The organism is Phenylobacterium glaciei (assembly GCF_016772415.1).
GTDB classification, from domain to species: Bacteria; Pseudomonadota; Alphaproteobacteria; order Caulobacterales; family Caulobacteraceae; genus Phenylobacterium; species Phenylobacterium glaciei.
Genome location: NZ_JAGSGD010000002.1, coordinates 72,381 through 99,364, shown reverse-complemented (window position 1 = coordinate 99,364; position 26,984 = coordinate 72,381). Strand labels below are relative to the sequence as shown.

At 67.6% G+C, this 26,984-nt stretch carries 25 protein-coding genes; 13 read left to right on the top strand and 12 right to left on the bottom strand.

Annotation, left to right across the window (positions count from 1 at the left end; genetic code table 11):
* Positions 1-3: 3 nt before the first annotated feature.
* The 3 genes from JKL49_RS19290 to JKL49_RS19280 form a co-directional block, all read right to left on the bottom strand.
* Positions 4-1,644: an MFS transporter gene (locus JKL49_RS19290; RefSeq protein ID WP_215343064.1), complete on the bottom strand. Its 1,641-nt coding sequence runs from the start codon at positions 1,642-1,644 to the stop codon at positions 4-6.
* 100 nt (positions 1,645-1,744) lie between these two features.
* Complete coding sequence (gene bfr / locus JKL49_RS19285; protein WP_215343063.1) at positions 1,745-2,236, bottom strand: bacterioferritin; 492 nt, start codon at positions 2,234-2,236, stop codon at positions 1,745-1,747.
* A 112-nt stretch (positions 2,237-2,348) separates the two neighbouring features.
* Positions 2,349-2,534 (bottom strand): (2Fe-2S)-binding protein, encoded by a 186-nt coding sequence (locus JKL49_RS19280; protein WP_215343062.1) that lies wholly within the window; start codon positions 2,532-2,534, stop codon positions 2,349-2,351.
* Positions 2,535-2,734: 200 nt separating this feature from the next.
* On the opposite strand from JKL49_RS19280, the gene JKL49_RS19275 reads away from it, so the two are divergent.
* The 7 genes from JKL49_RS19275 to JKL49_RS19245 all read left to right on the top strand — a co-directional run bounded on the left by JKL49_RS19275 (position 2,735) and on the right by JKL49_RS19245 (position 8,438).
* Positions 2,735-4,120: a cytochrome ubiquinol oxidase subunit I gene (locus JKL49_RS19275; protein WP_215343061.1), complete on the top strand. Its 1,386-nt coding sequence runs from the start codon at positions 2,735-2,737 to the stop codon at positions 4,118-4,120.
* On the top strand, positions 4,117-5,139 hold the full coding sequence (gene cydB, locus JKL49_RS19270) for a cytochrome d ubiquinol oxidase subunit II (protein WP_215343060.1): 1,023 nt from the start codon (positions 4,117-4,119) through the stop codon (positions 5,137-5,139). The genes JKL49_RS19275 and cydB overlap by 4 nt, the downstream gene beginning before the upstream one ends.
* The gene (locus JKL49_RS19265) at positions 5,123-5,275 is read left to right on the top strand and encodes a hypothetical protein (protein WP_215343059.1); all 153 of its coding nucleotides are present in this window, start codon (positions 5,123-5,125) and stop codon (positions 5,273-5,275) included. The genes cydB and JKL49_RS19265 overlap by 17 nt, the downstream gene beginning before the upstream one ends.
* A gap of 31 nt (positions 5,276-5,306) precedes the next feature.
* A complete protein-coding gene (gene thiE / locus JKL49_RS19260; protein WP_215343058.1) occupies positions 5,307-5,954 on the top strand; it encodes a thiamine phosphate synthase in 648 nt (215 codons plus the stop codon).
* Positions 5,955-6,020: 66 nt separating this feature from the next.
* Positions 6,021-6,590 carry an elongation factor P gene (gene efp, locus JKL49_RS19255; protein WP_215343057.1) on the top strand — a complete coding sequence of 190 codons (570 nt, stop codon included), beginning with the start codon at positions 6,021-6,023 and terminating at the stop codon, positions 6,588-6,590.
* Positions 6,590-7,384: an inositol monophosphatase family protein gene (locus tag JKL49_RS19250; protein ID WP_215343056.1), complete on the top strand. Its 795-nt coding sequence runs from the start codon at positions 6,590-6,592 to the stop codon at positions 7,382-7,384. The genes efp and JKL49_RS19250 overlap by 1 nt, the downstream gene beginning before the upstream one ends.
* 34 nt (positions 7,385-7,418) lie before the next feature.
* Entirely contained in the window at positions 7,419-8,438 is a 1,020-nt protein-coding gene (locus JKL49_RS19245) for a glycerophosphodiester phosphodiesterase (protein ID WP_215343055.1), read from the top strand.
* Here the strand turns inward: JKL49_RS19245 and JKL49_RS19240 are convergent.
* Positions 8,435-10,285, bottom strand: coding sequence for an ABC transporter transmembrane domain-containing protein (locus JKL49_RS19240; RefSeq protein ID WP_215343054.1), 1,851 nt, complete (start codon positions 10,283-10,285; stop codon positions 8,435-8,437). The genes JKL49_RS19245 and JKL49_RS19240 overlap by 4 nt on opposite strands.
* Before the next feature lie 120 nt (positions 10,286-10,405).
* On the opposite strand from JKL49_RS19240, the gene rpmE reads away from it, so the two are divergent.
* Entirely contained in the window at positions 10,406-10,630 is a 225-nt protein-coding gene (gene rpmE, locus JKL49_RS19235) for a 50S ribosomal protein L31 (protein ID WP_215343053.1), read from the top strand.
* 104 nt (positions 10,631-10,734) lie between these two features.
* On the opposite strand, the gene rcdA is transcribed toward rpmE, so the two are convergent.
* Both rcdA and JKL49_RS19225 read right to left on the bottom strand, forming a co-directional pair.
* A complete protein-coding gene (rcdA, locus tag JKL49_RS19230) occupies positions 10,735-11,247 on the bottom strand; it encodes a protease adaptor protein RcdA (protein ID WP_215343052.1) in 513 nt (170 codons plus the stop codon).
* Positions 11,248-11,383: 136 nt separating this feature from the next.
* The gene (locus tag JKL49_RS19225; protein WP_215343051.1) at positions 11,384-11,590 is read right to left on the bottom strand and encodes a DUF1192 domain-containing protein; all 207 of its coding nucleotides are present in this window, start codon (positions 11,588-11,590) and stop codon (positions 11,384-11,386) included.
* A gap of 83 nt (positions 11,591-11,673) precedes the next feature.
* On the opposite strand from JKL49_RS19225, the gene JKL49_RS19220 reads away from it, so the two are divergent.
* Positions 11,674-12,651, top strand: coding sequence for an NAD(P)H-quinone oxidoreductase (locus JKL49_RS19220; protein ID WP_215343050.1), 978 nt, complete (start codon positions 11,674-11,676; stop codon positions 12,649-12,651).
* 44 nt (positions 12,652-12,695) lie between these two features.
* On the opposite strand, the gene JKL49_RS19215 is transcribed toward JKL49_RS19220, so the two are convergent.
* Positions 12,696-13,574 carry an SDR family NAD(P)-dependent oxidoreductase gene (locus tag JKL49_RS19215; protein WP_215343049.1) on the bottom strand — a complete coding sequence of 293 codons (879 nt, stop codon included), beginning with the start codon at positions 13,572-13,574 and terminating at the stop codon, positions 12,696-12,698.
* A 279-nt stretch (positions 13,575-13,853) separates the two neighbouring features.
* Here JKL49_RS19215 and JKL49_RS19210 point away from each other — a divergent pair, with 279 nt between their 5' ends.
* From JKL49_RS19210 to JKL49_RS19200, 3 genes are all read left to right on the top strand, one after another.
* Positions 13,854-15,365, top strand: a complete 1,512-nt coding sequence (locus JKL49_RS19210) for an MFS transporter (RefSeq protein WP_249778351.1) — start codon at positions 13,854-13,856, stop codon at positions 15,363-15,365.
* Between the two features lie 67 nt (positions 15,366-15,432).
* Positions 15,433-16,926, top strand: a complete 1,494-nt coding sequence (locus JKL49_RS19205) for an MFS transporter (RefSeq protein ID WP_215343047.1) — start codon at positions 15,433-15,435, stop codon at positions 16,924-16,926.
* 66 nt (positions 16,927-16,992) lie between these two features.
* A complete protein-coding gene (locus tag JKL49_RS19200; protein ID WP_215343046.1) occupies positions 16,993-18,480 on the top strand; it encodes an MFS transporter in 1,488 nt (495 codons plus the stop codon).
* A 197-nt stretch (positions 18,481-18,677) separates the two neighbouring features.
* Here the strand turns inward: JKL49_RS19200 and JKL49_RS19195 are convergent, their stop codons facing one another.
* From JKL49_RS19195 to JKL49_RS19175, 5 genes are all read right to left on the bottom strand, one after another.
* Positions 18,678-19,907, bottom strand: a complete 1,230-nt coding sequence (locus JKL49_RS19195; protein ID WP_215343045.1) for a TetR/AcrR family transcriptional regulator — start codon at positions 19,905-19,907, stop codon at positions 18,678-18,680.
* A gap of 137 nt (positions 19,908-20,044) precedes the next feature.
* Positions 20,045-20,398, bottom strand: a complete 354-nt coding sequence (locus JKL49_RS19190) for a YdbL family probable chaperone protein (RefSeq protein WP_215343044.1) — start codon at positions 20,396-20,398, stop codon at positions 20,045-20,047.
* A 12-nt stretch (positions 20,399-20,410) separates the two neighbouring features.
* Positions 20,411-20,596 carry a YnbE family lipoprotein gene (locus JKL49_RS19185; RefSeq protein ID WP_215343043.1) on the bottom strand — a complete coding sequence of 62 codons (186 nt, stop codon included), beginning with the start codon at positions 20,594-20,596 and terminating at the stop codon, positions 20,411-20,413.
* Positions 20,597-20,606: 10 nt separating this feature from the next.
* Entirely contained in the window at positions 20,607-23,669 is a 3,063-nt protein-coding gene (locus JKL49_RS19180; RefSeq protein ID WP_215343042.1) for an intermembrane phospholipid transport protein YdbH family protein, read from the bottom strand.
* Between the two features lie 229 nt (positions 23,670-23,898).
* The gene (locus JKL49_RS19175) at positions 23,899-24,675 is read right to left on the bottom strand and encodes an SDR family oxidoreductase (RefSeq protein ID WP_215343041.1); all 777 of its coding nucleotides are present in this window, start codon (positions 24,673-24,675) and stop codon (positions 23,899-23,901) included.
* A 171-nt stretch (positions 24,676-24,846) separates the two neighbouring features.
* Between JKL49_RS19175 and JKL49_RS19170 the strand changes: the two genes are divergently transcribed.
* Positions 24,847-26,928 (top strand): 3-hydroxyacyl-CoA dehydrogenase NAD-binding domain-containing protein, encoded by a 2,082-nt coding sequence (locus JKL49_RS19170; protein ID WP_215343225.1) that lies wholly within the window; start codon positions 24,847-24,849, stop codon positions 26,926-26,928.
* Positions 26,929-26,984: the final 56 nt, after the last annotated feature.

Sequence of the window (26,984 nt, the reverse complement as noted above, 5' to 3'; positions counted from 1 at the left end):
TAGTCACGCATCGATATTGGCGCCGCGCATTTCCTTCACGAAGAACACGCCCACCACCACGGTCACCGCGGCGATGACGATAGGGTACCAGAGGCCGTAATAGATATTGCCGGTGGCCGCGACCATGGCGAAGGCGGTGGTGGGCAGGAAGCCGCCGAACCAGCCGTTGCCGATGTGATAGGGCAGCGACATCGAGGTGTAGCGGATCCGCGCCGGGAACATCTCCACCAGGGCCGCGGCGATGGGCCCATAGACCATGGTCACGTAGAACATCAGCAGGAACAGCAAGCCCACCACGGCGGGCTTGTGGACCAGGGCTGAGTCGGCCTTGGCCGGATAGCCGGCCTTGGCGAGGTCCGCGCCCAGCGCCTTGGTCCAGGCGGTCTTGGCGGCGGCGAAGTCGGCCTTGGCAAGCTTGGTCCCGTCCATGCCGGACACCTCGACGGCGCCGATCTTCACGACGGCCAGGGTCCCGGCGGGAGCCGCCTGATTGGTGTAGGTCACGCCCGCCGTCGCCAGCGCCCCCTTGGCCACGTCGCAGGAGGAGGTGAAGGCTTTCTTGCCCACGGGGTCGAACTGGAAGGCGCAGTCGGCGGGATCGGCGATCACGGTCACCGGGTTGGTGGCGGTCGCGGCGGCGAGCGCCGGGTTGGCTTGCGCGGTGATCGCCTTGAAGATCGGGAAATAGGTGAGCGCCGCCAGCAGGCAGCCCAGCAGGATGATCGGCTTGCGGCCGACCTTGTCCGACAGCCAGCCGAACACCACGAAGAAGGGCACACCCAGGATCAGGGCGATGGCCACCAGGGTGTTGGCCAGCGCCCCGTCCAGCTTCAGCATCTTCTCCAGGAAGAACAGGGCGTAGAACTGGCCGGTGTACCAGACCACCGCCTGGCCGGCGGTGAGGCCGCCGAGCGCCAGCAGCACCAGCTTCAGGTTGCTCCACTGGCCAAAGGCCTCGGTGAGCGGCTTCTTCGACGTGGTCCCCTCGTCGACCATCTTCTGGAAGACCGGGCTCTCGTTCAGCCGCAGGCGGATCCACAGGGAGGCGACCAGCAGCAGGGCCGAGACCAGGAAGGGGATACGCCAGGCCCAGGCCTTGAAGACCTCCTCCCCCAGCATCGTGCGCACCACCAGGATGACCACAAGGCTGAGGAACAGGCCGAGCGTCGCGGTGGTCTGGATCCAGCTGGTATAGAGGCCGCGCTTGCCGGGAGGCGCATGTTCGGCGACGTAGGTGGCCGCGCCGCCGTACTCGCCGCCGAGCGCCAGGCCCTGGATCAGGCGCATGACGATCAGGGCTACGGGGGCGGCGACGCCAATCTGGTCATAGCCGGGCAACAGGCCGACCGCGAAGGTCGAAAGCCCCATCAGCAGCATGGTGACCAGGAAGGTGTTCTTGCGGCCCCAGAGATCGCCCAGGCGACCGAACACCAGGGCCCCGAAGGGGCGCACCGCGAACCCCGCGGCGAAGGCCAGCAGGGCGAAGATATAGCCCGTGGTCTCGTTCACCCCGGAGAAGAAGTGCTGGGTGATAAAGCCCGCCAGCGAGCCGTACAGATAAAAGTCGTACCATTCGAAGACCGTGCCCACAGAGGCGCCGGCGATCACCATGCCGTTGCCGCCGCGCGTCTTGTCTTGAGACATGCCGCCCTCCCCCCGAAGCTTCAGGCTGGAAGCCTAGCTCCTATTGGACGGGAGTCGATCCCGCGCGGCTTGGCCGATCCGTGGAGCCGGGCCGAGAGTGTCAGTGGCCCTCGCCGCCGGACATCTCGCCCATGGCGCTCTGCAGGTAGTTCTGCTCGCCCAGCTGACGGACCAGGCTGAGCTGGGTTTCCAGGAAGTCGATGTGTTCCTCCGTGTCGGTGAGGATCTCGCGCAGGATCTGGCGGGTGACGTAGTCGGCGGACTCCTCGCACAGCTTGATGCCGCGGATCTGGTCGGCGCGGCCGCCCACCTCGACGGCGAGGTCCGACGTCATGCATTCCGGCGCCGTCTCGCCGATCCGCAGCTTGTGCAGGTCCTGCAGGTTGGGCAGGCCGTCCAGGAACAGGATGCGCTTGATCAGCTTGTCGGCGTGCTTCATCTCGCCGATCGATTCTTGGTAGGTGATCTCGCCCAGCTTCGCGAGACCCCAGTTCTGGTACATCCGCGCATGCAGGAAGTACTGGTTCACCGCCGTCAGCTCATTGGTCAGGACCGCGTTGAGCAGTTGGATGATCGCCTTGTCGCCCTGCATGTGAGCCTCCGTCCTTCACCGTTCCGGCGCGCAACCTCACGCCCCGGGCGGAAGCTGTCAAAGTCTATGTTTGCAAGTGATTCAGCCTCGCATTCGCGGGGCTGAAAACGGGCTATTCGGCCGCGTAGCGCAGGGCCTCGCCCTGCTCCTCGACCATCTTCTTCATGTCGCAGACGCAGCGCGCGCACTGGGGCTTGGACCCGCAGGCACGGAAGATTTCGGCCGGACGCTGGGCGCCGCCGTCTATCGCGGCGCGGACGTCGCGCTCACGGATGCCGTTACAGTTACAGACGTACAAGGGGACTTCCCTCCGACCTACGAGTCATATGTAGCAAATGAGAACGCCGTTGCAACTCATTAGCAACAAGTCGGCCAAGTCGCCTGTAGGACCGCGACGGTTTGTCGCTCATACCAGCGCTTGGCGTCACACGTTCCGTGGGATGAGAGTGCCACCCCGATCAACCCAAGTGATCGGAGACTGAAGAGGTCCCGAACGCCATGGACGTCGACGCTCTCTTGCTGTCGCGGCTGCAGTTCGCCTTCACGATCGCATTCCACATCATCTTCCCAAGCTTCACCATTGGGCTGGCCAGCTATCTGGCGGTGCTGGAGGGGATGTGGCTGGTCACCAAGAACGAGGTGTTCAAGACCCTCTACCTGTTCTGGCTGAAGATCTTCGCCATCTCCTTCGGCATGGGCGTCGTGACCGGCGTGGTGCTGAGCTACGAGATCGGCGCCAACTGGAGCGTCTTCTCGGCCGTCGCCGCCCCGGTGATCGGTCCGCTGCTGGCCTTCGAGGTGCTGACAGCCTTCTTCCTGGAGGCCAGCTTCCTCGGCATCATGCTGTTCGGCTGGAAGAAGGTGGGACCCACCCTGCACTTCACCGCCACCGTTCTTGTGGCCATCGGTACCCTGATTTCGGCTTTCTGGATCGTTTCGGCCAACAGCTGGATGCAACACCCGACCGGGTTCACGACCCTGCCCAATGGCGACCTGATCGCGGTGGACTGGTTCAAGGTGGTGTTCTCCCCCAGCTTCCCCGCCCGCTTCGCCCACATGACGCTGGCGGCCTATCTCACCACCGCTTTGGTGATCGGGGCGGCCTCGGCCTGGCGGCTGCTGAAGGACGCCGAGGAGCCGGAATCGAAGATGAGCCTGCGGATGGCCATCGGCATGTTCGCCATCGTCGCCCCGCTTCAGCTGCTGGTGGGCGACATCTCGGGCAAGAGCGTGGGGCAGCTGCAGCCGGCCAAGCTGGCGGCCATCGAGGCCTTCTGGGATACCCGGGCCGAACAGCCCTTCCACATCGCCGCCTGGCCCGACCGCGAGATCGCCGGCAATCGATGGGAAATCTCCGTGCCCAAGCTGGGCAGCTTGATCACCGGCGGCAGCACTAAGGCTGAGATTCGGGGCCTGAAATCCTTCGAACCCCGTGACCGTCCGCCCGTCGCCCTGGTCTTCTGGGCCTTCCGGGTGATGGTGGGCCTTGGCGTGGCCATGATCGGTCTGGGGTTCTGGGGCGCCTGGCTCACCTGGAAGTCCGCGCCCGAGCGATCACGGCTCTATCTGAGGGCCGCCGTCGCCATGGGCCCGGCCGGCTTCGTGGCGGTGATCGCCGGCTGGATGGTGGCCGAGGTGGGCCGCCAGCCCTGGGTGATCTACGGCGTCCTGCGCACCGCAGACGCCGCCTCGCCGCTTCAGGCCGGGCAGGTGTCGCTGTCCCTGCTGGGCTTCCTGACCGTCTACGCCATCATCTTCAGCGTCGGCGTGCTCTACATCCTGCGGCTGATGGGCGAAGGGCCGTTGGCTGGATCGCTTGAGCCGGTGGACGACGACCGCGCCCCGGGCTCGGCCCTGGCCGCCATGCCGGAGGACCCAGGATGACCCTCGACCTGCCGCTGATCTGGGCCGGAATCATCGCCACGGCGGTGCTGCTCTACGTGATGCTGGACGGCTTCGACCTGGGGGTCGGCATCCTGTTCCCCTTCGCCAGCGAGGCCGAGCGCGACGTGATGGTCGACTCGATCGCCCCCATCTGGGACGGCAACGAGACCTGGCTGGTCATGGGCGGCGGCGGCCTGTTCGCCGCCTTCCCCAAGGCCTATGCAGTGGTCCTGCCCGCCCTCTATGGCCCGATCATGCTGATGCTGCTGGGCCTGGTGATGCGGGGCGTGGCCTTTGAGTTCAGGGCCCGGGGACGGGTGCGGGGCCGCGCCTTCTGGACGGCGGCCTTCGCCGGCGGTTCGATCACCGCGGCGGTGGCCCAGGGGTTCGTGCTGGGGGGCTTCATCCAGGGCGTGACCATGAAGAATAACGCCTTCGCCGGCGGGCCCTGGGACTGGTTGACGCCCTATACGGTGCTGGTGGCGGCCGGGATCGTGGCCGGTTACGCGCTTCTGGGCGCCACCTGGCTGGTCTGGCGGACCGAGACCGAACTGCACGGCAAGGCCCGCCGCTGGGCCTGGATCGCCGGGCCTGTGGTGGCCGCCCTACTGGCGGCGGTCAGCCTGGCGACCCTGCTCGTGCACCCGAAGATCGCCGTGCGCTGGGGCTTCACCGGGCAGGCCTTCGATCTCTCGACCTTCCTGCCGCTCAGCCCCATCCCGCTGCTGGGCCTGGCGGGCCTGGCCATTGTGGCCGCAGGCCTGATGCGGAAGGCGCACGGCTTGCCTTTCGCCGGGGCGCTGCTGGTCTTCCTGTCGGGCTACGCAGGCCTCGCAGCCGGCTTCTTCCCCAACATCGTCCCCTACGGGATGACCTTCCGCCAGGCGGCCAACGCCGAGAACGCGCTGGGCTTCATGCTGTGGGTGACCGCCTTCGTGCTGCCGGCGATCCTGGCCTATTCGATCTGGGTCTACTGGATCTTCCGCGGCAAGGTCACCGCCGATGCCGGCTATCATTGAACCCCCGCCCGAACCCGACGCGCCGCTGGCCCCGGTCTGGAAGCGCTTGGCTTGGTTCGCGGGCATCGCGTTGGCCAGCACGCTCGTCGTGGCGATCGTCGCCTATGGGATGAAGGCCCTGCTGCCGAGCTATTAGACCCCAGCGACGGATGGGCTAAAAGCGGGCCATGACCCCGTCCTGCCGCCTCTACCTGATCACCCCGCCCCGCATCGACGACCTGGCCGCCTTTGGGCGGATCTTGGCCGCCGCCATGGACGCCGGGGACGTGGCCGCGGTGCAGATCCGGCTGAAGGACCAGCCGGAAGACATCATCGCCGCGGCGGTGGATGCCCTGTCGCCCATCATCCAGTCGCGGGGCGCGGCGGTGATCCTCAACGACGATCCGGTGCTGGCCGCCAAGCTGAAGTGCGACGGGGTACATGTGGGCCAGGACGACATGCCCATGGCGCAGGCGCGCAAGATCATGGGCCTCGACGCCATGATCGGGGTGACCTGTCACGACAGCCGCCACCTGGCCATGGAGGCCGCCGAGGCCGGGGCCGACTATGTGGCCTTCGGCGCCTTCTTCCCCACCACCACCAAGGACGCAGCCACCCGCGCCGAGCCCGAGATCCTGTCGATCTGGCAGGAGGTGATGGAGGTCCCTTGCGTCGCCATCGGCGGCATCACAGCGGAGACCGCGCGCAGCCTGGCCGCCGCCGGCGCCGACTTCCTGGCGGTCTCGGCCGGGGTCTGGGCCCACCCGGAAGGCGCGGCCGCCGCCGTAAAGGCGATCAACGACCAGATCGCCCTCGGACTGGCGGAGCGGGTTTGAGGCCTTTCCTTGCCTTAAAGCCCCGCTCCCACTAGGTTCCGCGCCTCAAATTTCGCAAAGAACCCCATGTCCAAAATCAACGCCGTCTCGATCAAGCCGGGAAATATCCTGCAGCATGACGGGGGACTGTGGGTGGCCGTGAAGGTCGTGCACGTCAAGCCCGGCAAGGGCGGCGCCTTCGCCCAGTGCGAGCTGAAGAACATCGAGGACGGCCGCAAGCTCAACGAGCGCTTCCGGACCTCCGACACGGTCGAGCAGATCCACCTCGATCAGAAGGAGTATTCCTTCCTCTACGAACAGGGCGACATGCTGGTCTTCATGGACCAGGAGACCTACGAGCAGATCGAGCTGGCCAAGGACTTCGTTGGCGACGACCAGGTCCGTTTCCTGCAGGACGGCATGGTCGTGAAGCTGCAGCTGTTCGAGGAGCGCCCCATCAGCATCGCCCTGCCTGAGCATGTGGTGCTCGTCATCGTCGAGGCCGACGCCGTGGTGAAGAACCAGACGGCGTCCTCCTCCTATAAGCCGGCCAAGGCGGACAACGGCATGCGCATCCTGATCCCGCCCTATATGGAGGCCGGCGAACGCGTCCTGGTCTCCACCGAGACCGGCGAATACCTGCGCAGGGCCGACTGATGTCCACCCAAACCGCCCTCCTGAAGGTCATGTCCGACGCCGCCCGCAAGGCGGCCCGTGGCCTCAACCGCGACTTCGGCGAACTGCTGGAGCTGCAGGTCTCCAAGAAGGGGGCCGCCGACTTCGTCTCCGCCGCCGACCTCAAGGCCGAGCAGACCATCTTCGAGATGCTGTCCAAGGCCCGCCCCGGATACAGCTTCCTCGGCGAGGAACGCGGCCTGATCGAGGGCACCGACAAGACCCACACCTGGATCGTCGACCCGCTGGACGGCACCACCAACTTCCTGCATGCCATCCCCCACTTCGCCATCAACATCGCCCTGCAGCGCGAGGGCGCGATCGTGGCGGCGGTGACCTACAACCCCATCACCAACGAGCTGTTCTGGGCCGAAAAGGGCAAGGGCTGCTTCGTCAACGACAAGCGCCTGCGCGTCGCCGCCCGCCAGCACCTCAACGAGAGCGTTCTGGCCACCGGCATCCCCTTCCTGGGCCACGGCCAGCACGCCACCTTCCTGAAGGAACTGCACCAGATCAGCCAGCGGGTGGCCGGTGTGCGCCGGTTCGGCGCGGCGGCCCTGGACCTGGCCTTCGTGGCGGCGGGCCGCTTCGACGGCTACTGGGAGCGCGACCTGAAGCCCTGGGACCTGGCGGCGGGCCTGTTGCTGGTGAGCGAAGCCGGCGGCAAGGTGACCACCGCCGACGGCGGCGAGGACATGCTGACCGCCGGCAGCATCTGCGCCTCGAACCTGGAACTGCATCCGCTGATCCAGCAGCGGCTTCGCGCGGCGGCTTGACGTAACCGTCACAGGCGCCGGTTAGATCGGAGTCATGACCCTGACTCGCCGGACGTTCGCCGCCGCCGCCGCCGCGCTTTCCGCCACCCCTGTGTGGGCGGCCGGCGCCAAACGCCCCCTGATCATCGCCCATCGCGGCGCCAGCGGCGAGCGGCCCGAGCACACGCCTGCGGCCTATCGCCTGGCGGTGGACGAGGGGGCCGACTTCATCGAACCCGACCTGGTGCTCACCAAGGACGGCGTGCTGGTGGTCCGCCACGAGAATGAGATCGCCGGGACCACCGACGTGGCGTCGCGGCCTGAGTTCGCCGCGCGCAAGGCCACCAAGGTCGTCGACGGCGAGGGCGTGGAGGGCTGGTTCGCCGAGGACTTCACCCTGGCCGAACTGAAGACCCTGCGGGCCCGCGAGCGCCTCCCGGCCCTGCGTCCCATCAGCGCCGCCTTCGACGGCCGCGAGGCCATCGCCACCTTCCAGGAAGTGATGGACCTGGCGAAATCGGAATCCAAGCGGGTGGGCCGAACCATCGGCGTCTATCCCGAGATGAAGCACCCGACCTATCTGGCGGGCCTGGGCCTGGTCATCGAGCCGCGCCTGGCCGACGCTCTGAAGGCCAACGGCCTGAACAGCCGCAGCGCCCCGGTCTTCGTCCAGTGCTTCGAGACCGCACCGCTGAAGACCTTCGCCAAGCTGTCCTCGGCGCGCCGCGTGCGGCTGGTGGGGGGCGACGCCAAGGCGCTGGTGACGGCGGCGGGCCTCAAGGAGATGGCGACCTATGCCGACGGCGTGGGCCCCGACTGGTCGCTGGTGATCCCCACCGTCGAGGGCGCCCTTGGCCCCGCCACCAGCCTGGTGGCCGACGCCCATGCCGCGGGCCTGGCGGTCCACCCCTGGACCGTGCGCGCCGAGAACCGCTTCCTGCCGGAAAAGCTGTGGCGCGGAACCGACCCCGCCGCCCACGGCGACGTCGAGGCCGTCTACAAGGCCCTGTTCGCCACCGGCATCGACGGCCTGTTCAGCGACTTCCCGGGGTTGGCTGTGAAGGCGCGGGGCTAGGCCGCCGCGTCCCCGAACTGCAGGGACGCCAGGCGCGCATAGAGGCCGCTCTTGCTGATCAGCTCGTGGTGGCTGCCCTGTTCGACCACACGGCCCTTGTCCATGACGATGATGCGGTCGGCCTTCAGCACCGTGGCCAGGCGGTGGGCGATGACCAGCGTCGTGTGGCCCACCATGGCCTCTTCCAGGGCCTTCTGGACCAGGCGCTCGTTCTCGGCGTCGAGCGCGCTGGTGGCCTCGTCCAGCAGCAGGATGGGGGTTTCGCGGATCAGGGCCCGCGCAATGGCCAGACGCTGCCGCTGACCGCCCGACAGGCTGCGGGCCCGTTCCCCGAGTGGGGTGTCGAAACCCTGGGGCAGGGCGTCGAGGAAGTCCTGCGCCTGGGCCGCACGGGCCGCGGCGCGGACCGTGTCCAGATCGGCGGTCGCATTGCCGAAGCGGATGTTCTCCAGGGCCGAGCCGGAGAACAGCGGCGAGTCCTGGGCCACCAGGGCCATGCGGGCGCGGACCTCGGCGGGATCAGCCTCGCGGACGTCGACGCCGTCCACCTTCACCGAGCCGAACTGGGGATCATAGAAGCGCAGCAGCAGGCGGAAGACGGTGCTCTTCCCCGCGCCGGAGGGACCCACCAGGGCCACCCGCTCACCGGGGGCCACCCGGAGGTCGAAGCCCTGAAGGGCCGGGAGGTCGGCGCGGCCGGGATAGGCGAACGTAATGTTGGAGAACTCGATCTCGCCGCGCGCCGGCGCCGGCAGGTGCTTGGGCACGGCAGGCGCGGCGATCCCCGGCCGGGCGGCCAACAGGTCGGTGATCCGCTCCATGGCGCCCGCGGCCTTCTGGACGTCGCCCCAGGTCTCGCCGAGCGCCCCCACCGAGCCCGCCGCCATAACCGACAGGAAGGCGAACTGGAAGAGCGCGCCCCAGCTCATCTCGCCCCGCAGGCCCGCATGGACGCCGAACCAGAAAATCCCCACCACCCCACCGAACACCAGGGTGATCACGGCGGCGATCATGCCCGCCCGCGCCGTCATGCGGCGCAGCGAGGTCTGGAAGGAAGCCTCCACGGCCCCGCCGAACACCTTGGCCCCGGCGGCCTCGCGCCCGAAGGCCTGGACGGTCTCCAGCGCGTCCAGGGTCTCGCCGGCATGGCCGACGGCCTGGGCGAACTGGTCCTGGGTGGAGGCGGTCAGCTGGCGCACCTTGCGTCCGAACAGGAACAGCGGCGCCAGAACCACCGGGATCAGCACCACCACCATGCCGGTCAGGTGCGGACTGACGACGACCATCAGGATCAGGGCGCCGATCAGCATCAGCACATTGCGCAGGGCCACCGAGATCGAGGTCCCGATCAGGCTCTCGACGATCTGGATGTCGGTGGTCAGGCGCGACAGCACCTCGCCGGTGCGCATATGCAGGAAGAAGGCGGGGTCGAGGGTGAGGATATGGGCGTAGGTCGCCTTGCGCAGATCCGCCACGATCCGCTCCCCCAGCTTGGTGACGAAGAAGTAGCGCAGGGCCGAGGAGACGGCCAAGGCCACGGCCACCACCCCCAGCAGCCAGAACCACTGGTCCACGGATGCGGCGTTGGTGCGGGCCTTGGTCAGGTGGTCCACCAGCAGGCGGACGGCGCCCGACAGTCCCAAGGTGGAGGCGGCCGCCGTGACCAGGAACACCCCGGCCAGGCCGACATCGCCAAGGTGGGCCTTCAGGAAAGGTGTCAGCGCGGCCAGCGGCTTGATGTTGCGGCTCTTGGCGCGCTGCGCGGCGGCGTCGGAGATATCCTGGGCGAGAGACGCACCCACGGTCGGTCGGCCCTCGACAGCCGGCTCAGACCCAAAATCACTCATGAAAACCCGCGCCCTTGCTCTCGCCCCGCCTTTTCCTGTATAGGCGCGGCTCGGTTCGATCCGCCGGTCTCGGCGGAGCGATTATTCTATGGCCGCTCCTTTACGTCGGATGCCCGCGCGATGAAACAAGACACCCACCCCGACTACCACTTCATCAATGTGGTGATGGTCGACGGCACCACCTACCAGACGCGCTCCACCTACGGGAAAGAGGGCGCGACCCTCAATCTGGACATCGATCCGAAGACGCACCCGGCCTGGACCGGCGGCAATCAGCAGCTGCTGGACCGTGGCGGCCGCGTCTCGCGCTTCAACGCCAAGTTCGGCGCCTTCACCCGCAAGTAGTCGCCTGCGGCCTTCGGGCCGCGCGCATTGCGACCAAGAAAAACGCCGCGTGGATCACGCGGCGTTTTTTGCTGTCTGAATGTCTGGCGTCGCCGCCTCGGGTGTTAGCCCCCGAAGGCGGTCCGCAGGCGGTCGAATTGGGACTGCACCGGGTTCGGCGTCTCGACGTCGGTGTCTTCGATGTACATGCGGCGGTCCAGGTGGCGCACCCGCTCATAGAGGCGCTCGGAGCGGTCCAGCAGCAGCAGCAGGCCGCTGGGCAGGTCCTCGGCGGTGTCGTGGCCCGGACGGCAGACATCCTCGGCCCCTAGGCGATAGCGTTCGTCGCAGGCGCCTTCCGGGGGCATATCGCCCTCACGCACGGCCCGCTGCACCAGCAGCCAGGAGGCCACCTGCATCAGCCGGGTGGTGAGCCGCATGCTCTCGGCGGCATAGGCCAGCGCCGCGTTGCGGGAGAGCAGCTTGGATTCCTGACGCCCGGAGCCGTCCAGATAGCCGGCGGTCTCCTCGACGAGGTCCATGCCCTCCTGGAAGGTGCGGTCGAACAGCTCGGAACGCGCGAAATCCTGGATGACGTCCGCGCGCCAGGCTGCCGCCGGCAGGTTTCCATCGCTCATGACCACAAAGTCCCCGACTTAAATTCGTCCGCGCCCAGATGCGCCGTTTGGTCCTAGCTGCTGCAACCGCCGTGCCAAACCCGCCCCGTGTGCGACAGATACGCTCCCTTATGCCTAACCAGGCCCTAACCGCCCCCTAATCGGGAGGCGATCCGAACAGAGCATCGGCGGCTTGCCGGCCCGCCTTCTTCTTCTCAATCTGCGCCTGGCAGCGGGCGATCTCAGCCTGCAGCATCTCGATACGCTCCTCGAGCTCGGCGACGCCGTAGAGCTCCAGGTCCTCGCGGACCGCTTCCGTCAGCCGTTGGCCACGGCCGATCCGAACCTCTGCGGGTTCCTCCATGGAGAACCTCCCTTTGCCGGTTCTGTTTCTGCGCCTATCTGAACCCCCAACGACACCCGTACGCAAGACCAGGGAGGCCAGAGATGAGCCAGACGGACATGACCGCGATCGCTGTCGAGGGCGGCAAGGGCTCCGCGGCCGACATGAAGGCGGTGCAGATTCCCCGCCCGGAGGCCGGTCCCGGACAGATCCTGATCAAGGTGGCCCACGCCGGGGTCAACCGCCCCGACCTGATTCAGCGCATGGGCTTCTATCCGCCTCCGCCCGGCTCTCCCGACACCATGGGCCTGGAGGTCTCCGGCGAGGTGGTCACCGGCGCGGGCCGCTGGCAGGCCGGCGACCAGGTCACCGCCCTGCTGGGCGGCGGCGGCTATGCCGAATATGCGGTGGCCGACGCCCGCCACGCCCTGCCCATCCCCAAGGGCCTGTCCCTGCTGGAGGCCGCGGCCCTGCCGGAAACGGTGTTCACCGTCTTCGCCAATGTGTTCGAGCACGGAAGTCTTAAGGCCGGCGAGACCTTCATGGTGCATGGCGCGACCTCGGGCATCGGCACCACGGCGATCCAGATGGCCAAGGCCGCCGGCGCCAAGGTGATCGCCACGGCCCGCGGCGCGGACAAGGCCGCCCAGGCCAAGGCTCTGGGCGCCGACGTGGTGGTGGACACCACAGCTGAAGACTTCGCCGAGGTCGCCAAGCGCGAGGGCGGCGTCGACGTCATCCTCGACATGGTCGGCGGCGACTATTTCGCCAAGGGCCTGGACGCGCTGAAGACCGGCGGCCGCATCGTGTTTATCGCCAGCCTGGGCGGCGGCGAGGTCCCCCTGCCCATCGGCAAGTTGATGATGAAGCGGGCCACCGTCACCGGCTCCACCCTGCGGCCCCGCAGCTCCGACGAAAAGGCCCGGCTGGCGGCGGCCGTCGAGGCCACCGTCTGGCCCTGGGTCGAGGCCGGCAAGCTCAAGCCACAGATCGACGCTGTTTTCCCGCTCGCCGAGGCCGGCAAGGCCCACGCCCACCTCGAAGGCGGGGCCCACGTCGGCAAGGTGATGCTGACGGCGTAGCCGCGTCACCTCCTCTCCCACTTGTGGGAGAGGAGGATGCATAGCTACCCCTGCTGAGCGTCCTCGGCCTCGGCGGCCTCGAACGCCGCGCGGCGGGCCTCCATCTGGGCCATTCGCTCCGCGCGCAGGGCCGGGTCCCAGGCGTTGCGCGGCCCGACGTGCATGCCGCCGTCCACCAACATGCTGACACCTGTGACGAAGGCGCTCTCATCGCTGGCGAAGAACAGGGCGGCGTTGGCGATGTCCTCCGGCAGGCCCGGCTTGGCGATGGGCTGGGCGTCCGGGGCGGTCTGGGCCATGCCCTGCTTGATCATGGTGGCCATGCCGGCCGGGATCACGCTGCTGGGGGTGAAGATGTTGGTGAGGATCAGACCGGGACAGATGGCGTTGACCCGCACCCCGTCGCGGGCCAGTTCGGCGGCAGCCACCTTGGTCAGGTGGATGACGCCGGCCTTGGCCACCGAATAGGCGATGGGCCCGGCCCCGGCCTGGGTGCCGGCGATGGAGGCGGTGTTGACGATGGCCCCGCCGCCGCGGGCCTTCATGTGCGGCAGGGCGTAGCGCATGCCCAGCGCCACCGAGCGCAACAGCAGGTTCTGGCTGAGGTCCCAGGCCTCGCCGGTCATGTCCTCCAGCCGCGCGGGCGAGCCCCCGGCTCCGGCGTTGTTGAACAGGATATCCAGGCCGCCGAAGGTCTCGGCGCAGGCGGCCATAAGGCCCTCGATCTGGCTCTCCTGCATCACGTCGCAGTGACGGTAGGCGACCTGTCCCTCGAACCGGGCTGTCAACGCCGCGCCCGCCGCGTCGTTGATGTCGCCCACCATGACCTTGGCGCCCTCGCGCACGAACAGCTCCACCGTCCCCAGGCCGATGCCGGAGCAGCCGCCGGTGATGACGGCGATCTTGTTTTTAAGGCGGTCCATGTGCTCTTCCCCAAGGGCCGGATCAGCGATCCCCGCCGCGAAGCATGACCCGCGCCCCGCGTGGGCGCAAACCCGTTCTTCGAAGACTGACGGGCCGCCGACGGGGCTGCAGACGTCGCACAAGCGGCGGGAAGATTCCCGTCAACCCCTTGGCGGGTAAAGGCTTACATTGTGTCGGACCTGAAAGATCAAAGCCGTTGACGGCATGGCGGGCCTCCCGCACGGTTCATTCCAACAAGGTGATAACAGGCCGCGGCGTCGCCAGCGGCGGGGGGGAACATGGTGGATCTCGGCTCTGCTGCGCCTAAGGCGCAGGGCCTTCCGGGGGGGGCGCGGCCCCCGGTCGGATTGAGCACAAAGCTACTTTACGGCCTTGGTTCCGTGGCCAACGCCATCAAGGCGCGGGGACTCTCGACCTTCCTGCTGATCTTCTACAATCAGGTGGTGGGCCTGCCGCCCCAGATGGTCTCCACAGCCATCTTCATCGCCCTGATCTTCGACGCATTCTGCGACCCGCTGGTGGGCCAGATCTCCGACAATTTCCGATCGCCCTGGGGCCGCCGCCACCCCTTCATGTATGCCGCCGCCCTGCCGGTGAGCCTGGCCTTCTTCCTCATCTGGAACCCCCCCTCGGGCTGGAGTCAGGGGGAGCTGTTCGCCTATATGCTGGCCTGCCTGCTGGTGATCCGGCTGTTCGACACCTTCTTCGAACTGCCGTCCTCCGCCCTCGCCCCTGAACTGTCCGAGGACTACAACGGGCGCACGACCCTGATCGCCCTGCGCGGGATGTTCGGCGTGTTCGGCGGACTGGGCATGACCCTGCTGGTCTACCAGGTGTTCATGAAGGAGAACCCCGACGGCAGCGGCGGCATCACCGAACGCGCCGGCTATTTCGGCTATTCGCTGTTCGCCTCCACCGTCATCTTCTTCGTCATCCTGATCTCCACCACCGGGACCTTCAAACAGATCCCCTATCTGCGGCAGCCCCCGGTCCGCAAAATCGCGCTTGGGCAGATGGCGCGGGAGGTCGCCAGCACCCTCAACAACCACTCTTTCCTGGTGGCTACGGTGGCCGGGATGTTCATCGCCATCGCCTTTGGGCTGAAGAACGCCCTGGATATCTATTTCGCTCTCTACTTCTTCCTCCTTAGCCAGACGCAGCTCTCGATCCTGACCGCGGTCGGCGTTGTCGCCAGTCTTGCCGGTGTGGCGCTCGCGCCCCGCGCCGGCGCCTGGCTCGGTAAGAAACACGCCGCCATCGCGATGTTCATCGGCGCCCTGACCACCAGCGTGATGCCGTTGACCCTGTCCTTGATGCACCTGGCGCCCGCCCCGGGGTCGGAAAACATGTTCCGCTTCCTGACGATCGAGACGTTGTTCAGCACCACCATGGCGACCATCACCGGGGTGCTGCTATCCTCGATGATCGCCGACGTGGTGGAGGACTCGGAGGTCAAGACGGGTCGCCGCTCCGAGGGCCTGCTGTTCTCGGCCGACAACCTGTTCAAGAAGATCGTCTCGGGGATGGGGGTGCTGATCTCCGGCAGCCTGCTGGCTTTCGTGAACTTCCCGACAAACGCCAAGCGCGGGGAAGTCGATCCGGCGATCCTCCGGGAGCTGGCCATGATCTACCTGCCGACTGCGGCCCTGATGTTTGGAGTCGCCATCCTCTGCCTGTTCGCCTTCAAGATCGACAAGGCGGTCCATGAGTCCAACCTGGAGAAACTCAAGGACGCCGCCGTCCTGGCCGCCCAGTCCGGAGCCGAGGGTCGGATCGCCCCAGGAAGCTAGAGTCAGACAGCCAAGCCCGTTGGATTCCCTTGCGGCAGGACCCGCGCCCTCAGCTCACGAGTCGCCCTTGTCGCAAGACCCATCGCAGCCACCAGCCCCGCCGAAACTCAGCGTCTCCACCAAGCTCTCCTATGGGGTCGGCTCAATCGCCGTCGGCGTCTCGGTCCTGGGTCTCTCGGCCACTCTGCTGCAGCCCTATCTGAACCGGGTCATCGGCCTGCCCGCCATCTGGGTGGGGACGGCGATCATGCTGACCCTGATGCTGGACGCGGTGATCGATCCGGCCATCGGCCAGTGGTCCGACAAGCTGCGCACCAAGTGGGGCCGGCGCCATCCGCTGATGTACGCCTCGGCGCCTTTGATCGCGGTGGCCTGCATCGCCTTCTGGAATTCGCCCTCCACCTGGCCCGTCACCACGACGGGGATCTTCGTGATCGGCATGCTGGTGCTGCTGCGCCTGTGCGTCAGCCTCTACGAGATCCCCTCCTCGGCCCTCGCCCCCGAGCTGACCAGCGACTACCACCAGCGTACCAGCCTGTTCAGCTACCGCTTCTTCTTCGGGGTCGTGGGGGGGCTGGGAATGAACGTGGTTCTGTACCAGGTCTTCCTGTCGCCGGCGGCGGGCGGCATCCTCAACAAGCAAGGCTACGCCGACTTCGGCATCCTGGCGGCCTGTGTGATGGCGGTCTCCATCCTGGTCTCGGCGTTCGGCACCCACCGGCACATCAAGGACCTCTACCAGCCACCGGTCCGTAAGGTCCCGCTCAGCCAGGTGGCCAAGGAGATCCTCGGCACCATCAGCAACCGGTCCCTCGTCGTGGTGATGATCTCGGGCCTCTGCTCCGGCGTCGCCGGCGGCCTGTCGGGCGCGCTCAGCCAGTATTTCTACATCGAACTCTGGGGGGTCAGCGCCGCCTCGATCTCCTACATCTCCATGGCCGGCGTCCTGGCCTCGGTGTCCGGCGTGATGGTGGCCGGCCCCGCCGCGCGGATCTGGGGCAAGAAGCGGGCGATGATCGGCCTGTTCACGGTCTCGGTCTTCACCTCGGCCGTGCCACTGTCCCTGAAGTTGCTGAACCTGGCGCCCACCGACACCGGCATGGTCCTGACCCTGCTGCTGGTGGACTATTTCATCGCCACCACGCTCGCCATCTCCGGCTTCATCATCATCTCCTCGATGATCGCCGACGTGGTGGAGGACGCCGCGGTGAAGACCGGCGTGCGCTCGGAGGGCCTGCTGCTGGCCGCCAATGGCTTGCTGCCGAAGTTCACCGGCGGTATCGGGGTCTTCCTGTCGGGTGTGCTGCTGACCGTGGTGGCCTTCCCCACCCATGCGGCGGCCGGCACGGTGGATCCGGAGATCATGCGTCGTCTGGCGCTGATCTTCCTGCCGATCAACACCGGCATGAGCCTGCTCTCCATCGCCGTCCTGCTGCCCTACAAGATCGACGAGGACCTGCACGCTTCCAACGTCGCCACCCTGCAGGAAGCCGCCGCCCTGGCTGAGCGGGCCCGTATCGAGGACGCCCATCCGGTCGTCGACGGCGCCGGCGGCGGCTGACGGCCAAGACGGCGCGCGGAAAGCGGGCTAGGTTTGCAAAAGAAAACGAAAGCCGGGGGAAACACAGTGACGCAAGTCATACCAGAAGCTCAAACCGGCCGCCAGTTGAGCCTGCCCACCAAGCTGTTCTACGGCTTCGGGTCCGTCGCCTTTGGGGTGAAGGACAACGGCTTCTCCTACTTCCTGCTGATCTTCTACAATCAGGTCATGGGCCTTCCAGCCGAGACGGTGGGCCTGGCGATCATGGTCGCCCTGTTCGTCGACGCCTTCCTGGACCCCATCGTCGGCCAGGCCTCGGACAACTTCCGCTCAAAGTGGGGTCGCCGGCATCCCTTCATGTACGCCGCCGCCATCCCGGTGGCGGTCTCCTACCTGCTGCTCTGGAGCCCACCCAAGTCGCTGGATCACCAGGGCCTGTTCTTCTATCTGATCGGCACGGCGATCCTGATCCGCAGCTTCATCACCTGCTACGAGATCCCCTCCTCGGCCTTGGCCGCCGAGCTGACCACCGGCTACGACGAGCGCACCAAGCTGCTCAGCTACCGCTTCCTGTTCGGCTGGATCGGCGGCCTGGTGATGTACTTCGCCGCCCTGAAGGTCTTCCTGACGCCCGACGCCGCGCACAAGGTCGGCCAGCTGAATGTCGAGGGCTACGCCCACTACGGCGTCGCCGCGGCCCTGCTGATGCTCGGCGCCATACTGATCTCGGCGGTGGGCACCCACGGCCAGATCCCGTTCCTGCGCGAGGCCCCGCACCGCAAGCTCAACCTGCCGACCCTGGCGCGCGAAATGGTGGGCACCCTGTCCCACCGCTCGTTCCTGCGCATCCTGGTGGCCAACCTGTTCGGGGCCATGGCCGGCGGCCTGACGCTCTCCATCAGCCTCTATTTCACGACCTTCTTCTGGGAGTTCAGCTCAGCCCAGATCGCGCTCTTCACCTTCGCCAGCCTGACGGCGGCCCTGTTCGCCTTCGCCGCGGCGCCGATGTTCTCGCAGAAGTTCGGCAAGAAGCGCTCGGCCATGACCCTGCTGCTGATCGGCGTCGCGGTAGGCTGCACCCCGATCGTCCTGAGGCTGATGGGTCTGTTCCCCGAGAACGGCAGCGCCCTGCTCTTCCCGATCATCTTCCTGCAGAACGTGGTCTCCACCGGCGCCACCATCACCGCCAACATCCTGACCTCCTCGATGATCGCCGACGTGGTGGAGGATAGCGAACTCAAGACCGGCCGCCGGTCCGAGGGCCTGTTCTTCGCCGCCTCGGCCTTCGTGGCCAAGGCGGTGACCGGCATCGGCATCTTCACCTCGGCCATGCTGCTGAAGGCTGCGGCCTTCCCGCAGGGCGCCAAGCCCGGCGAGGTCGACCCCGCGGTCATCGCCCGGCTGGGGATGATCTATGTGCCGGTGCTGATCGTGCTCTACGGCCTCTGCGTGACCTTCATGAGCGGCTATCGCATCACCCGCGAGAGCCACGCCGAATCCCTGCGCCAGCTGGCGGCGGCGGCAGACCTGGTGAACGAGGGCGAGCCGGCGTCGCAAACCGGCAAGCTGTCCTAGAGCCTGATCGTTTTAGACGGAACCGCGTCGCGGTCCCGGCTGAAGCGTGAATCATGCTCTCGCTTAAATCTGGAGCCTGATTCACCACATCGGCGGAATCGCGAAGCGATTCCACCTCAACGGATCAGGCTCTAGAGTCTTTGTTTGTCGCGTGACGGGCGCCGGAACCGGCAGCCACTTCCGGCTATCACGCTCAGCTAGCGAGCAAAGATACCCATCAGCATCGGCCGGGCGAAGACCGAGGGGGCGGCCTTCTGGGTTACGCCCGGCACCCAGAAGGCCAGCTCGGCCCCGGCGTTTAGGGTGGCGTTGAGCATCTGGGCGGCGATGAAAGGATCAACCGGCCGGATCGACCCCTCGGCGATGCCGTCGGAGATCATCGAGGCGAAGCGGTCGGAGACCCGATTGGAGTGGGCCACCTGCTCATCGCGCATGGCCTCTGGCAGGGCCGAGAGCGCCGAGGTGCGCAGCAGCGGGCCGTATTCGGAGAGCTGATATTCGGCGAGCGCGGCCGCTGCGCTGGAGAGCTTGGACCACTGGTCGCCCGGCAGGCCCATGGCCAGGCGCTGCACCCGGCGCATCACCTCGAAGGTACGGTCGAAACAGGCCACCACCAGGTCATCCTTGGCGTCGTGGTGGTGGTAGAAGCTGCCCTTGGTGACGTTCAGCTCGGCGGAGATCTTGTCCACCGAGGCGCCCTTGTAGCCCCGGCTGTTGATCAGCCGCGTGGCCGCCAGCAGGAAGGTCTCCAGCCCCAGCTCGCCGCTTTGGGGCGCCGCCAGTTCAGCGAGCGGCGCGGGGGCCGGGGCCCACTCCGCGCCCGCCACGGCCAGGCCGCCCGTGAGGATGTCGAACATGCGGTCGCAGATGCGGTCATAGTCCTCGGCGTCGTACTTGGGCAGCCAGGCGCCGGCCCAGAACAGCTGCTCCAGCAGCATATGGGTGCGCGCCGTGCGGCGGCCCCGGCCCAGCCAGGCCAGCTCCGGGGTGTCGAACAGGTTCCGCACCTTGCGGAACAGCTTCATGAAGGCGTCGAACACCTCGGCGCGGCGCGGATTGTTCAGCGCCCGGATGTCCGACAACACCGGCAGGGGCGGCGCAGCCCCGATGGCCCCCTGGCGGACCCGCTCCAGATAGAGCTCCAGCAGCTTGCGCAGGCGCTCGGTGGGGGTCTTCTCCGCCAAGGCCGTCTCAGCGGCCTGGGTCAGCCAGTCGATCCCACGCATCAGGCAGGCGGCGGCCAGGTCGTCCTTGCGCTTGAAATAATAGGTGACGCTGGTGGTGGAGAGCCCCACGGCCGCGGCGGCGACGCCGAGGGTCAGGCCCTTCACCCCCTGGGTGTTGAGGATGACCGTCGAGGCGTCGAGGATGGCGTCGCGCTTCTTCTCGAAGCGGTCCGTCGACCGGGCGACGTTTCGTTCAGCCATCTCCCCTCCGACCTTCGCGGGGCCGATCCTGGCCACTCCGCGAACGTCCCTGTCTATCGGAGCGTCCATCGCTGCGCAAAGCGACAAGTTTCCCTAAACGTCACCCCGCGCAACGCGTGGTTGGGAAGAGGGAGCTGCTACTTCCGGACCCAGGCTCCGTCAGAGGTCTGATAGTACTCGCCGGGCTGAAGCTTGAGCTGGACCACGCTCTTGTAGGTCGCCGCGCCCGCGGCTTCCGGCGTGACCCCGTTCTTTGCGGCGACACCGCGGTAGAGCTGGGCGCGGCCGGCGTTGATCTCGGCGACGGCGGCCTCCACGGCCGGGTCGCCCGCGCCCTTCACGAAGCCCAGATAGCCGTCGTTCTGCTCACCCACCACACCGGCGGCCTTGGCGGCGTCGACCGTCACCTTGGCGGTGGACGCCAGCGCCGACCCGGCGACGAGCGTGCCGACGATGGCGGCGACGGGGATCAGGAATTTCTGCAAGTTCATGGTCATGGCCCCTTAGAACAGGTCCGGGTTCTGCTTGATCAGCGCCTTGACGTCGTCGTCCAGCCGCAGGCGGACGTCGGCGTCGAGCTTGGCGTAGATGGTGATCGGCTTCACATCGACATGCACGGTCGCACAGGCGCCGAAACCAAAGCCGGCGACGGCGACCGCAACGGCGGCGAGGGATCTGGCGGGCTTCATTGGGCGGACCTCATGGTTTGGGTTTCGCAGGGTTCGGCTGAACGGCGTCTGAACCGCGAAGTTTCTGGTATTCGGCGAAGTCGCCCAGCAGTTGATCGAGGTTGAGCGACGAGTCCAGGGTCAGGTCGACCTTGGTGCCCGACGGCAGGGGCAGCTTCTTGGTGAGGAAGCTGCGGGTGATGATCTCCTGCGGGGTCAGCCAGATCTCCTGGTGGGTCGGCGGGGCGTTCTCGCCCTTGATGTGGAACAGCATGCCGAGCCGGCCCCGGGGCAGGCTGTTGATGGTGGCGTCCAGGCTCTGGAAGGCCAGGTTCTCCATGGCCTGGTAGGCGAAGTCGGTAAAGGTGTCGGTGGTGGGCGGCGGGGTCTTGGCTCCCAGGGTGGGCGCGACGACCGCGCCGTCGGCGGCCACGCCGGTCAGGGCGTCGCGACGGATGGAGAGGCGGCCCGGTCCCGTGGCGTGCAGTTCGCCAGCCGCGATCCGCACCCCGTCCGGCGTGACCGTGAAGGGGATGGTCCCGCTGGCCTTGGCCGTCAGGTCCATGCGATCGGCGAAGGGCGAGGCCTCCACCAGGTCCGAGAGCTGGACGTCCTCGAAACTGACCACGCCCTTCCAGGACTGGCCGCTGGCGAAGGGCAGGCTGAAGGGCGCCAGATGCACCTGGCCGCCGCCGAGCGCCATCTCAAGGCCCGCGACGTTCACCGCCTCGTCGGCGATCCCGAAGGTCACCCGGCTGTCGGTCAGGCCGGCCAGGGCCTCAATGCGCTTGGCGGTCAGGGTCTGGCCGGGAGCGGTGGTGAGGGGCGCGAGGCTCGTGAACGTCACCGTCCCGGCCAGGCCCTGGACCTTGCCTGCGGGACTGGTGAAGTCGAGGCTGGGAACCTCCAGCACGCCGCCGCTGGTAGAGCCGGCCTTGGTCCAGGCCACTTGGCCGCCGAAGCGCGCCTTGCCGACAGCCGGCGATCCCACCAGGGCGGCCCGGGGTGAGAGGGCCGCGGGCTGCAGGCCGTTCTCGGCGAAGCTCAGGACACCGGTGTCGAAGGTGAGCGCGCCCATCCCGGTCGCACCATCGTGGCTGAGATCGCCCTTGCCGAGCGCGCGGCCGGCGGGGTCGGCGACGGTGATGTCAGCCCTCCACACATCGCCGCTCACCCGGGCCTGCGCGGTGGCCTGGACGGGGTTGAAGCGCAGGTCGGCGCCGGTGTCGGCCACCGTGCCGCTGGTGAGCGCCAGGGTCCCGGCCAGGCGGCCCTTGATAGCGCCCAGGTCGAGGCGGCCCGCGCCCTGACTGATCGCCGCCTGCAGGAACGGGACCTTGGCCGACAGCGCCTTGGCGTCGGCACGAATATGCCAGTCGCCCTTGGCCAGGGTGAACAGCGGCGCGCCCGTGGGGCAGAGCTGGGTCTCGACGGCCTCCACGCTGTTGGCGCCCAGTTCGAGGCGGCCGGAGACCGGGGCGCAATGGCTGGCGGTGAAGGCGATCGCCCCATTGGCCACCCGCAACTGGCCGTCGGCGGCGATCGCGCCGTCGCGCACGGGACCTATGCCGGTCTTGACCTTGATGCGGGTCTGAGCCGTGAGGCCGCCCGCATTGAACCGGTAGCGGTCCACGGCAAGGTCGGCCTGGGGCAGACCGCCGCCGCTGACCGCCAGATGCAGGGCGCCGCCGCCATTGGCGTAGATAGGCGCAGAGCCCTGGGCCTGAATCGTCGCCAGGCCTCCGGCGATGGGGCGCACGGTGAGGGCAGAGGTCAGGGCCAGCTTCAGCCCGCCCTCCCCCGCCGTGACGGAGAGCCCCCGCGTCTGCGCGTCAAAGCTGCGAGCGGCGCGCTTGAGGGCTGCGATCTCCGGGGCGTCGCCGGCCGTGGCCGCGCCGAGGCCCGACCAGTCGCCGTTCGTCGCCACGGTCCCGGCCAGGGCCAGGTCGCCGCCCTTGGCCGCCAGCACCGCTGAGCCCCACAGGGCGCCGGTGAGCCGGGTCAGGACGAGCTTGTCCGTCGTCAGGGCCTCGGCGCTGACCCGGGTGGCCAGGCTCGCCGCCACCCGGTCGCCGCCGCGCCGCGTCCAGTTCAGGCCGCCGACCTTGGCGGTCATCCGCAGGCCGCGAACCCGGGCGCCGGCGAGGTCGGCGCGGGCCGCGCCCAGCACGGCGGTCCCGTCGCCGGTGACCGCCAGGGTGTCGATCCAGCCGGCGGACTGGCCGTTGAAGGTGGCCTCCAGGCTGGCGTCCTGCAGGCGGTTGGTCCCATAGGCCGCGGAGCGGGCGTCGATCTTCAGAACCTGGGTCAGGGCGCCGTCGCCGCGCTTCTGCTTGAGGTCCGGATAGGCGGTCCGCGCGGTCAGCCGGATCCTTGCCTCCTGGACCGCGATCTGTCCCAGCTTCAGCTCGCGGACCGTGGTGTCCAGGGCCGAGGCCACCTGGTCGCCCACGGTCACCAGATGCAGTTCGCCGGGGCCCAGGCGCGCGGAGCGGTCGGCGGCCTTTAGTTCGGCCGGGGCGAAGGTGGCGTCCAGCCGCAGCAGACGGCCGTTGTCCAGTTGGGCGCTGGCGCGGGCCAGCAGAGGCCCATAGTCGGTGTCCAGCCGCAGCCGAGCGTCCTCCACCACGATCCTGGGCTGGCGGGCGTCGGAGCGCGGCGGCCGCTTGCGCAGGCTCGCGATCAGCGGGTCGAGTTCGCCAAGGCTCAGGCGGCCGTCCGTCCAGCGCCCCTTGATCACCGGCCGCACCAGCCGCACCGAGGTCACGGTGGCGCCGAAGGGCTTGCCGGCCCACCAGCCGGTGAGGCCGTAGCGCACCTCGGCGACCTGGGCGATGAGGTCAGGTTTTGTGGCGGGCCCGATCCGCAGGGTCCCAGTGAAGCCGCCGGGTCCGAAGGTGGAGAAGGTGACCTCCGACTCGACACCCTGCGAACGCAGCCATCCCGTCAGGGCCTCGCGGGCGATAACCCGGCGCCCGGCATAGAGCAGCGACATGACCAGCAGGACGACCAGCGCCGTGAGCACCAGGACGGTGCGCCAGGTGCGCCGCGTCGCCTTGTCGGCGGCCAGGGGAAGAATCTCAGGATCGGTCAAGGCGCGCCGTTGCTGCGACTGGGGGCTCCAGTCTTAGCGCAAAAACGGCAGGGACGAGGCCGTTCCCCGCCTAGAGCATGATCGTTTTAGACGGGACCGCGTCGCGGTCCCGGCTGAAGCGTGAATCATGCTCTCGCTTAAATCTGGAGCCTGATTCACCGCATCGGCGGAATCGCGAAGCGATTCCACCTCAGCGGATCAGGCTCTAGGCGAGGAACGGCCTGCTTTCTTACAGCCCGCCGAGGGTGGCGAGCGCCACGCCGCCGTCCACGGCGATGGTCTCGCCCACGACGTAGTCGCCGGCGCGGCTTGCCAGGTAGATGGCGGCCGCGGCCATGTCCTCGTCGCGGCCGATGCGACGCGAGGGGATGCGCTTGGCGATAATGTCGCCCTCATCGCGGGCCACCCGGTTCATCTCGGACGCAAAGGCGCCGGGCGCGATGCCGGTGACGTTGATGGAGTCCTCGATCAGCGTCGCGGCCATCCGGCGGGTCAGGTAGATCAGGCCCGACTTCGACGCATGGTAGGAATAGGTCTCCTGCGGATTGAGGCGGATGCCGTCGATCGAGCAGATGTTGATCACCTTGGCCGGCTGTTCGTGGCTGGCGGCGGCCTTCAGCGCGCCGTGCAGGGCCTGGGTCAGGAAGAAGGGCGACTTCAGGTTCAGATTCATCACCTTGTCCCAGCCGCTCTCCGGGAACTCATCGAAGGGCGCGCCCCAGGCTGCCCCGGCGTTGTTCACCAGGATGTCGAGCTTGCTCTCATGCTCGGCGAACCGCTTGGCCAGCGCCTGGCAGCCCTCCACCGTGGAAACGTCCTGCGGCAGGGAGATGCAGTTGGGGCCCAGCTCCGCGGCGGTCTCGTCGCAGGCGCCGGGCTTGCGCGAGGAGATATAGACCTTGGCCCCCTGCTCGATGAAGCCGGCGGCGATCATCTTGCCGATACCGCGCGAACCGCCGGTGACGAGAGCCACGCGGCCCTTCAGTGAGAACAGATCCAGAGCCATCGGGCGCTTCCCTTTTTGAGCGTTGAGGCTTGGTCTTAAACCGAGGTTTCCGCCGCGAAAACCCTACGCACATTTGACTCGCGCGCCACGCGACGGGCCTGTAACAACCGTTTGAATCCCTAACCGCCCAGCCTAGAGGCGGTCTTGAAACGCCAGATCGAGGATGCGCCCATGACCGCCATCAACGCCGTGACCGACCTCACGCTGGACGGCGACGTCGCCGTCCTCACCCTGAACTCGCCGCCGGTGAACGCCCTGTCGGCCGCGGTGCGCGAAGGCCTGTTCGAAGGCTTCAAGGCCGCCATCGCCGATCCGGCCGCCAAGTCCATCGTGCTGATCTGCGAGGGCCGCACCTTCATCGCCGGCGCCGACATCACCGAGTTCGGCGGCGCCATGGCCGGCCCCGGCCTGCCCGACGTGCAGGACATGATGGAGGGCTCGCCCAAGCCGGTGGTGGCCGCGATCCACGGCACCGTGCTGGGGGGCGGCCTGGAGGTCGCGCTCTGCGCGCACTACCGCGTGGCGGTCCCGTCAGCCAAGTTTGGCCTTCCCGAAGTGAACCTCGGCCTGCTGCCGGGCGCCGGCGGCACCCAGCGCCTGCCCCGCGTGGTGGGTCCCGAGCGCGCCCTGGAAATGATGACAACCGGCCGCCACGTGCCCGCCAAGGAGGCCCTGGCCGGCGGCCTGACCGACGAACTGGTGGAGGAAGGCAAGCTTCGTGAAGGCGCCATCGCCTTCGCCCGCAAGGTGGTCGCCGAGAACCGCCCCCTCACCAAGATCCGCGACCAGAACACCAAGGTCGAGGCCGCCCGCGGCAAGCCCGAGATCTTCGCCGATTTCCGCAAGGCCAATGCGCGCAAGTTCCGCGGCTTCCTGGCCCCGGAATACAACATCCAGACCATCGAGGCGGCGGTGAACCTGCCCTTCGAGGAGGGGCTGGCCGTGGAGCGCAAGCTATTCCTGGAACTGATGAGCGGCAGCCAGTCGGCCGCCCAGCGCTACACCTTCTTCGCCGAGCGCCAGGCTCAGAAGATCCCCGGCATCGCCGACGACACCCCGCTGATCCCCATCAAGAAGGTCGGCGTGATCGGCGCCGGCACCATGGGCGGCGGCATCGCCATGAACTTCGCCAACGCCGGCATCGCGGTGGTGATCGTCGAGCAGAAGCAGGAACCCCTGGACAAGGGTCTCGGCATCATCCGCAAGAACTATGAGCGCACCGCCTCGCGCGGCGGCATCACGGCCGCCCAGGTCGAGGAGCGCTGCGCGCTCATCACCGGCTCGCTGTCGATGGAAGACTCGTTCGGCGACGTCGACCTGGTGATCGAGGCGGTGTTCGAGCGGATGGACATCAAGAAGGACATCTTCGCCAAGTTGGACGCCATCTGCAAACCCGGCGCGATCCTGGCCACCAACACCTCGGGCCTGAACATCGACGAGATCGCCTCGGTGACCAAGCGTCCCGAGAGCGTCATCGGCCTGCACTTCTTCTCGCCGGCCAATGTCATGAAGCTGCTGGAGATCGTCCGCGCCGACCATACCTCCGACAGCGTCATCGCCACCTCGATGAAGCTGGCCAAGCAGATCGGCAAGACCGCCGTCCTGGTCGGCGTCTGCCCCGGCTTCGTCGGCAACCGCATCCTGGGCCAGCGCCAGCGCGAAGCCCAGAAGCTGGTGATGGAAGGGGCCATGCCCTGGGACATCGACCGGGTTCTGTTCGACTTCGGCTTCCCCATGGGCCCCTTCGCCATGAGCGATCTGGCCGGCCTGGACATCGGCTGGGTGAAGGAGAAGTCCCACGGCGAGAGCATCCGCGACGTGCTCTGCGAAGCCGACCGCCGTGGCCAGAAGACCGGCGCCGGCTACTACGACTACGACGAGAATCGCGTCGCCAAGCCGAGCCCCTTCACCGAGAAGGTGATCCACGATTTCATCGTCAAGTCGGGCGCCAACCCGCGCAAGATCAGCGACGAGGAAATCCTGGAACGCTGCATCTTCCCGATGATCAACGAGGGCGTGAAGATCCTCGAAGAGAAGAAGGCCATCCGGTCTTCGGACATCGATGTGGTCTGGCAGAACGGCTACGGCTGGCCGGTCTATCGCGGCGGCCCGATGTGGTACGGCGACCAGGTCGGCCCGGCCAAGGTGCTGGCCAAGATGCAGGAATTCCAGGCCACCATGGGCGACGCCTTCAAGCCCTCGCCGCTGCTGGAAAAGCTGGTGGCCGAGGGCAAGAAGTTCTCCGACCTGTAAATACCTCGGCGGGCGGGGTGTTGTGCCCCACCGCCCAGGGCCTTATTTGAACTGCC

What these genes read in the sequence shown, in the direction of transcription:
- JKL49_RS19175 (WP_215343041.1), bottom strand. Translation starts at nt 24,675, where the DNA reads ATGGCTCTGGATCTGTTCTCACTGAAGGGCCGCGTGGCTCTCGTCACC.
- JKL49_RS19240 (WP_215343054.1), bottom strand. Translation starts at nt 10,285, where the DNA reads ATGAGTGATTTTGGGTCTGAGCCGGCTGTCGAGGGCCGACCGACCGTG.
- JKL49_RS19170 (WP_215343225.1), top strand. Translation starts at nt 24,847, where the DNA reads ATGACCGCCATCAACGCCGTGACCGACCTCACGCTGGACGGCGACGTC.
- thiE (WP_215343058.1), top strand. Translation starts at nt 5,307, where the DNA reads ATGACCCCGTCCTGCCGCCTCTACCTGATCACCCCGCCCCGCATCGAC.
- JKL49_RS19220 (WP_215343050.1), top strand. Translation starts at nt 11,674, where the DNA reads ATGAGCCAGACGGACATGACCGCGATCGCTGTCGAGGGCGGCAAGGGC.
- bfr (WP_215343063.1), bottom strand. Translation starts at nt 2,236, where the DNA reads ATGCAGGGCGACAAGGCGATCATCCAACTGCTCAACGCGGTCCTGACC.
- JKL49_RS19265 (WP_215343059.1), top strand. Translation starts at nt 5,123, where the DNA reads ATGCCGGCTATCATTGAACCCCCGCCCGAACCCGACGCGCCGCTGGCC.
- rpmE (WP_215343053.1), top strand. Translation starts at nt 10,406, where the DNA reads ATGAAACAAGACACCCACCCCGACTACCACTTCATCAATGTGGTGATG.
- rcdA (WP_215343052.1), bottom strand. Translation starts at nt 11,247, where the DNA reads ATGAGCGATGGAAACCTGCCGGCGGCAGCCTGGCGCGCGGACGTCATC.
- JKL49_RS19215 (WP_215343049.1), bottom strand. Translation starts at nt 13,574, where the DNA reads ATGGACCGCCTTAAAAACAAGATCGCCGTCATCACCGGCGGCTGCTCC.
- efp (WP_215343057.1), top strand. Translation starts at nt 6,021, where the DNA reads ATGTCCAAAATCAACGCCGTCTCGATCAAGCCGGGAAATATCCTGCAG.
- JKL49_RS19245 (WP_215343055.1), top strand. Translation starts at nt 7,419, where the DNA reads ATGACCCTGACTCGCCGGACGTTCGCCGCCGCCGCCGCCGCGCTTTCC.
- JKL49_RS19250 (WP_215343056.1), top strand. Translation starts at nt 6,590, where the DNA reads ATGTCCACCCAAACCGCCCTCCTGAAGGTCATGTCCGACGCCGCCCGC.
- cydB (WP_215343060.1), top strand. Translation starts at nt 4,117, where the DNA reads ATGACCCTCGACCTGCCGCTGATCTGGGCCGGAATCATCGCCACGGCG.
- JKL49_RS19225 (WP_215343051.1), bottom strand. Translation starts at nt 11,590, where the DNA reads ATGGAGGAACCCGCAGAGGTTCGGATCGGCCGTGGCCAACGGCTGACG.
- JKL49_RS19190 (WP_215343044.1), bottom strand. Translation starts at nt 20,398, where the DNA reads ATGAACTTGCAGAAATTCCTGATCCCCGTCGCCGCCATCGTCGGCACG.
- JKL49_RS19290 (WP_215343064.1), bottom strand. Translation starts at nt 1,644, where the DNA reads ATGTCTCAAGACAAGACGCGCGGCGGCAACGGCATGGTGATCGCCGGC.
- JKL49_RS19275 (WP_215343061.1), top strand. Translation starts at nt 2,735, where the DNA reads ATGGACGTCGACGCTCTCTTGCTGTCGCGGCTGCAGTTCGCCTTCACG.
- JKL49_RS19195 (WP_215343045.1), bottom strand. Translation starts at nt 19,907, where the DNA reads ATGGCTGAACGAAACGTCGCCCGGTCGACGGACCGCTTCGAGAAGAAG.
- JKL49_RS19185 (WP_215343043.1), bottom strand. Translation starts at nt 20,596, where the DNA reads ATGAAGCCCGCCAGATCCCTCGCCGCCGTTGCGGTCGCCGTCGCCGGC.
- JKL49_RS19210 (WP_249778351.1), top strand. Translation starts at nt 13,854, where the DNA reads ATGGTGGATCTCGGCTCTGCTGCGCCTAAGGCGCAGGGCCTTCCGGGG.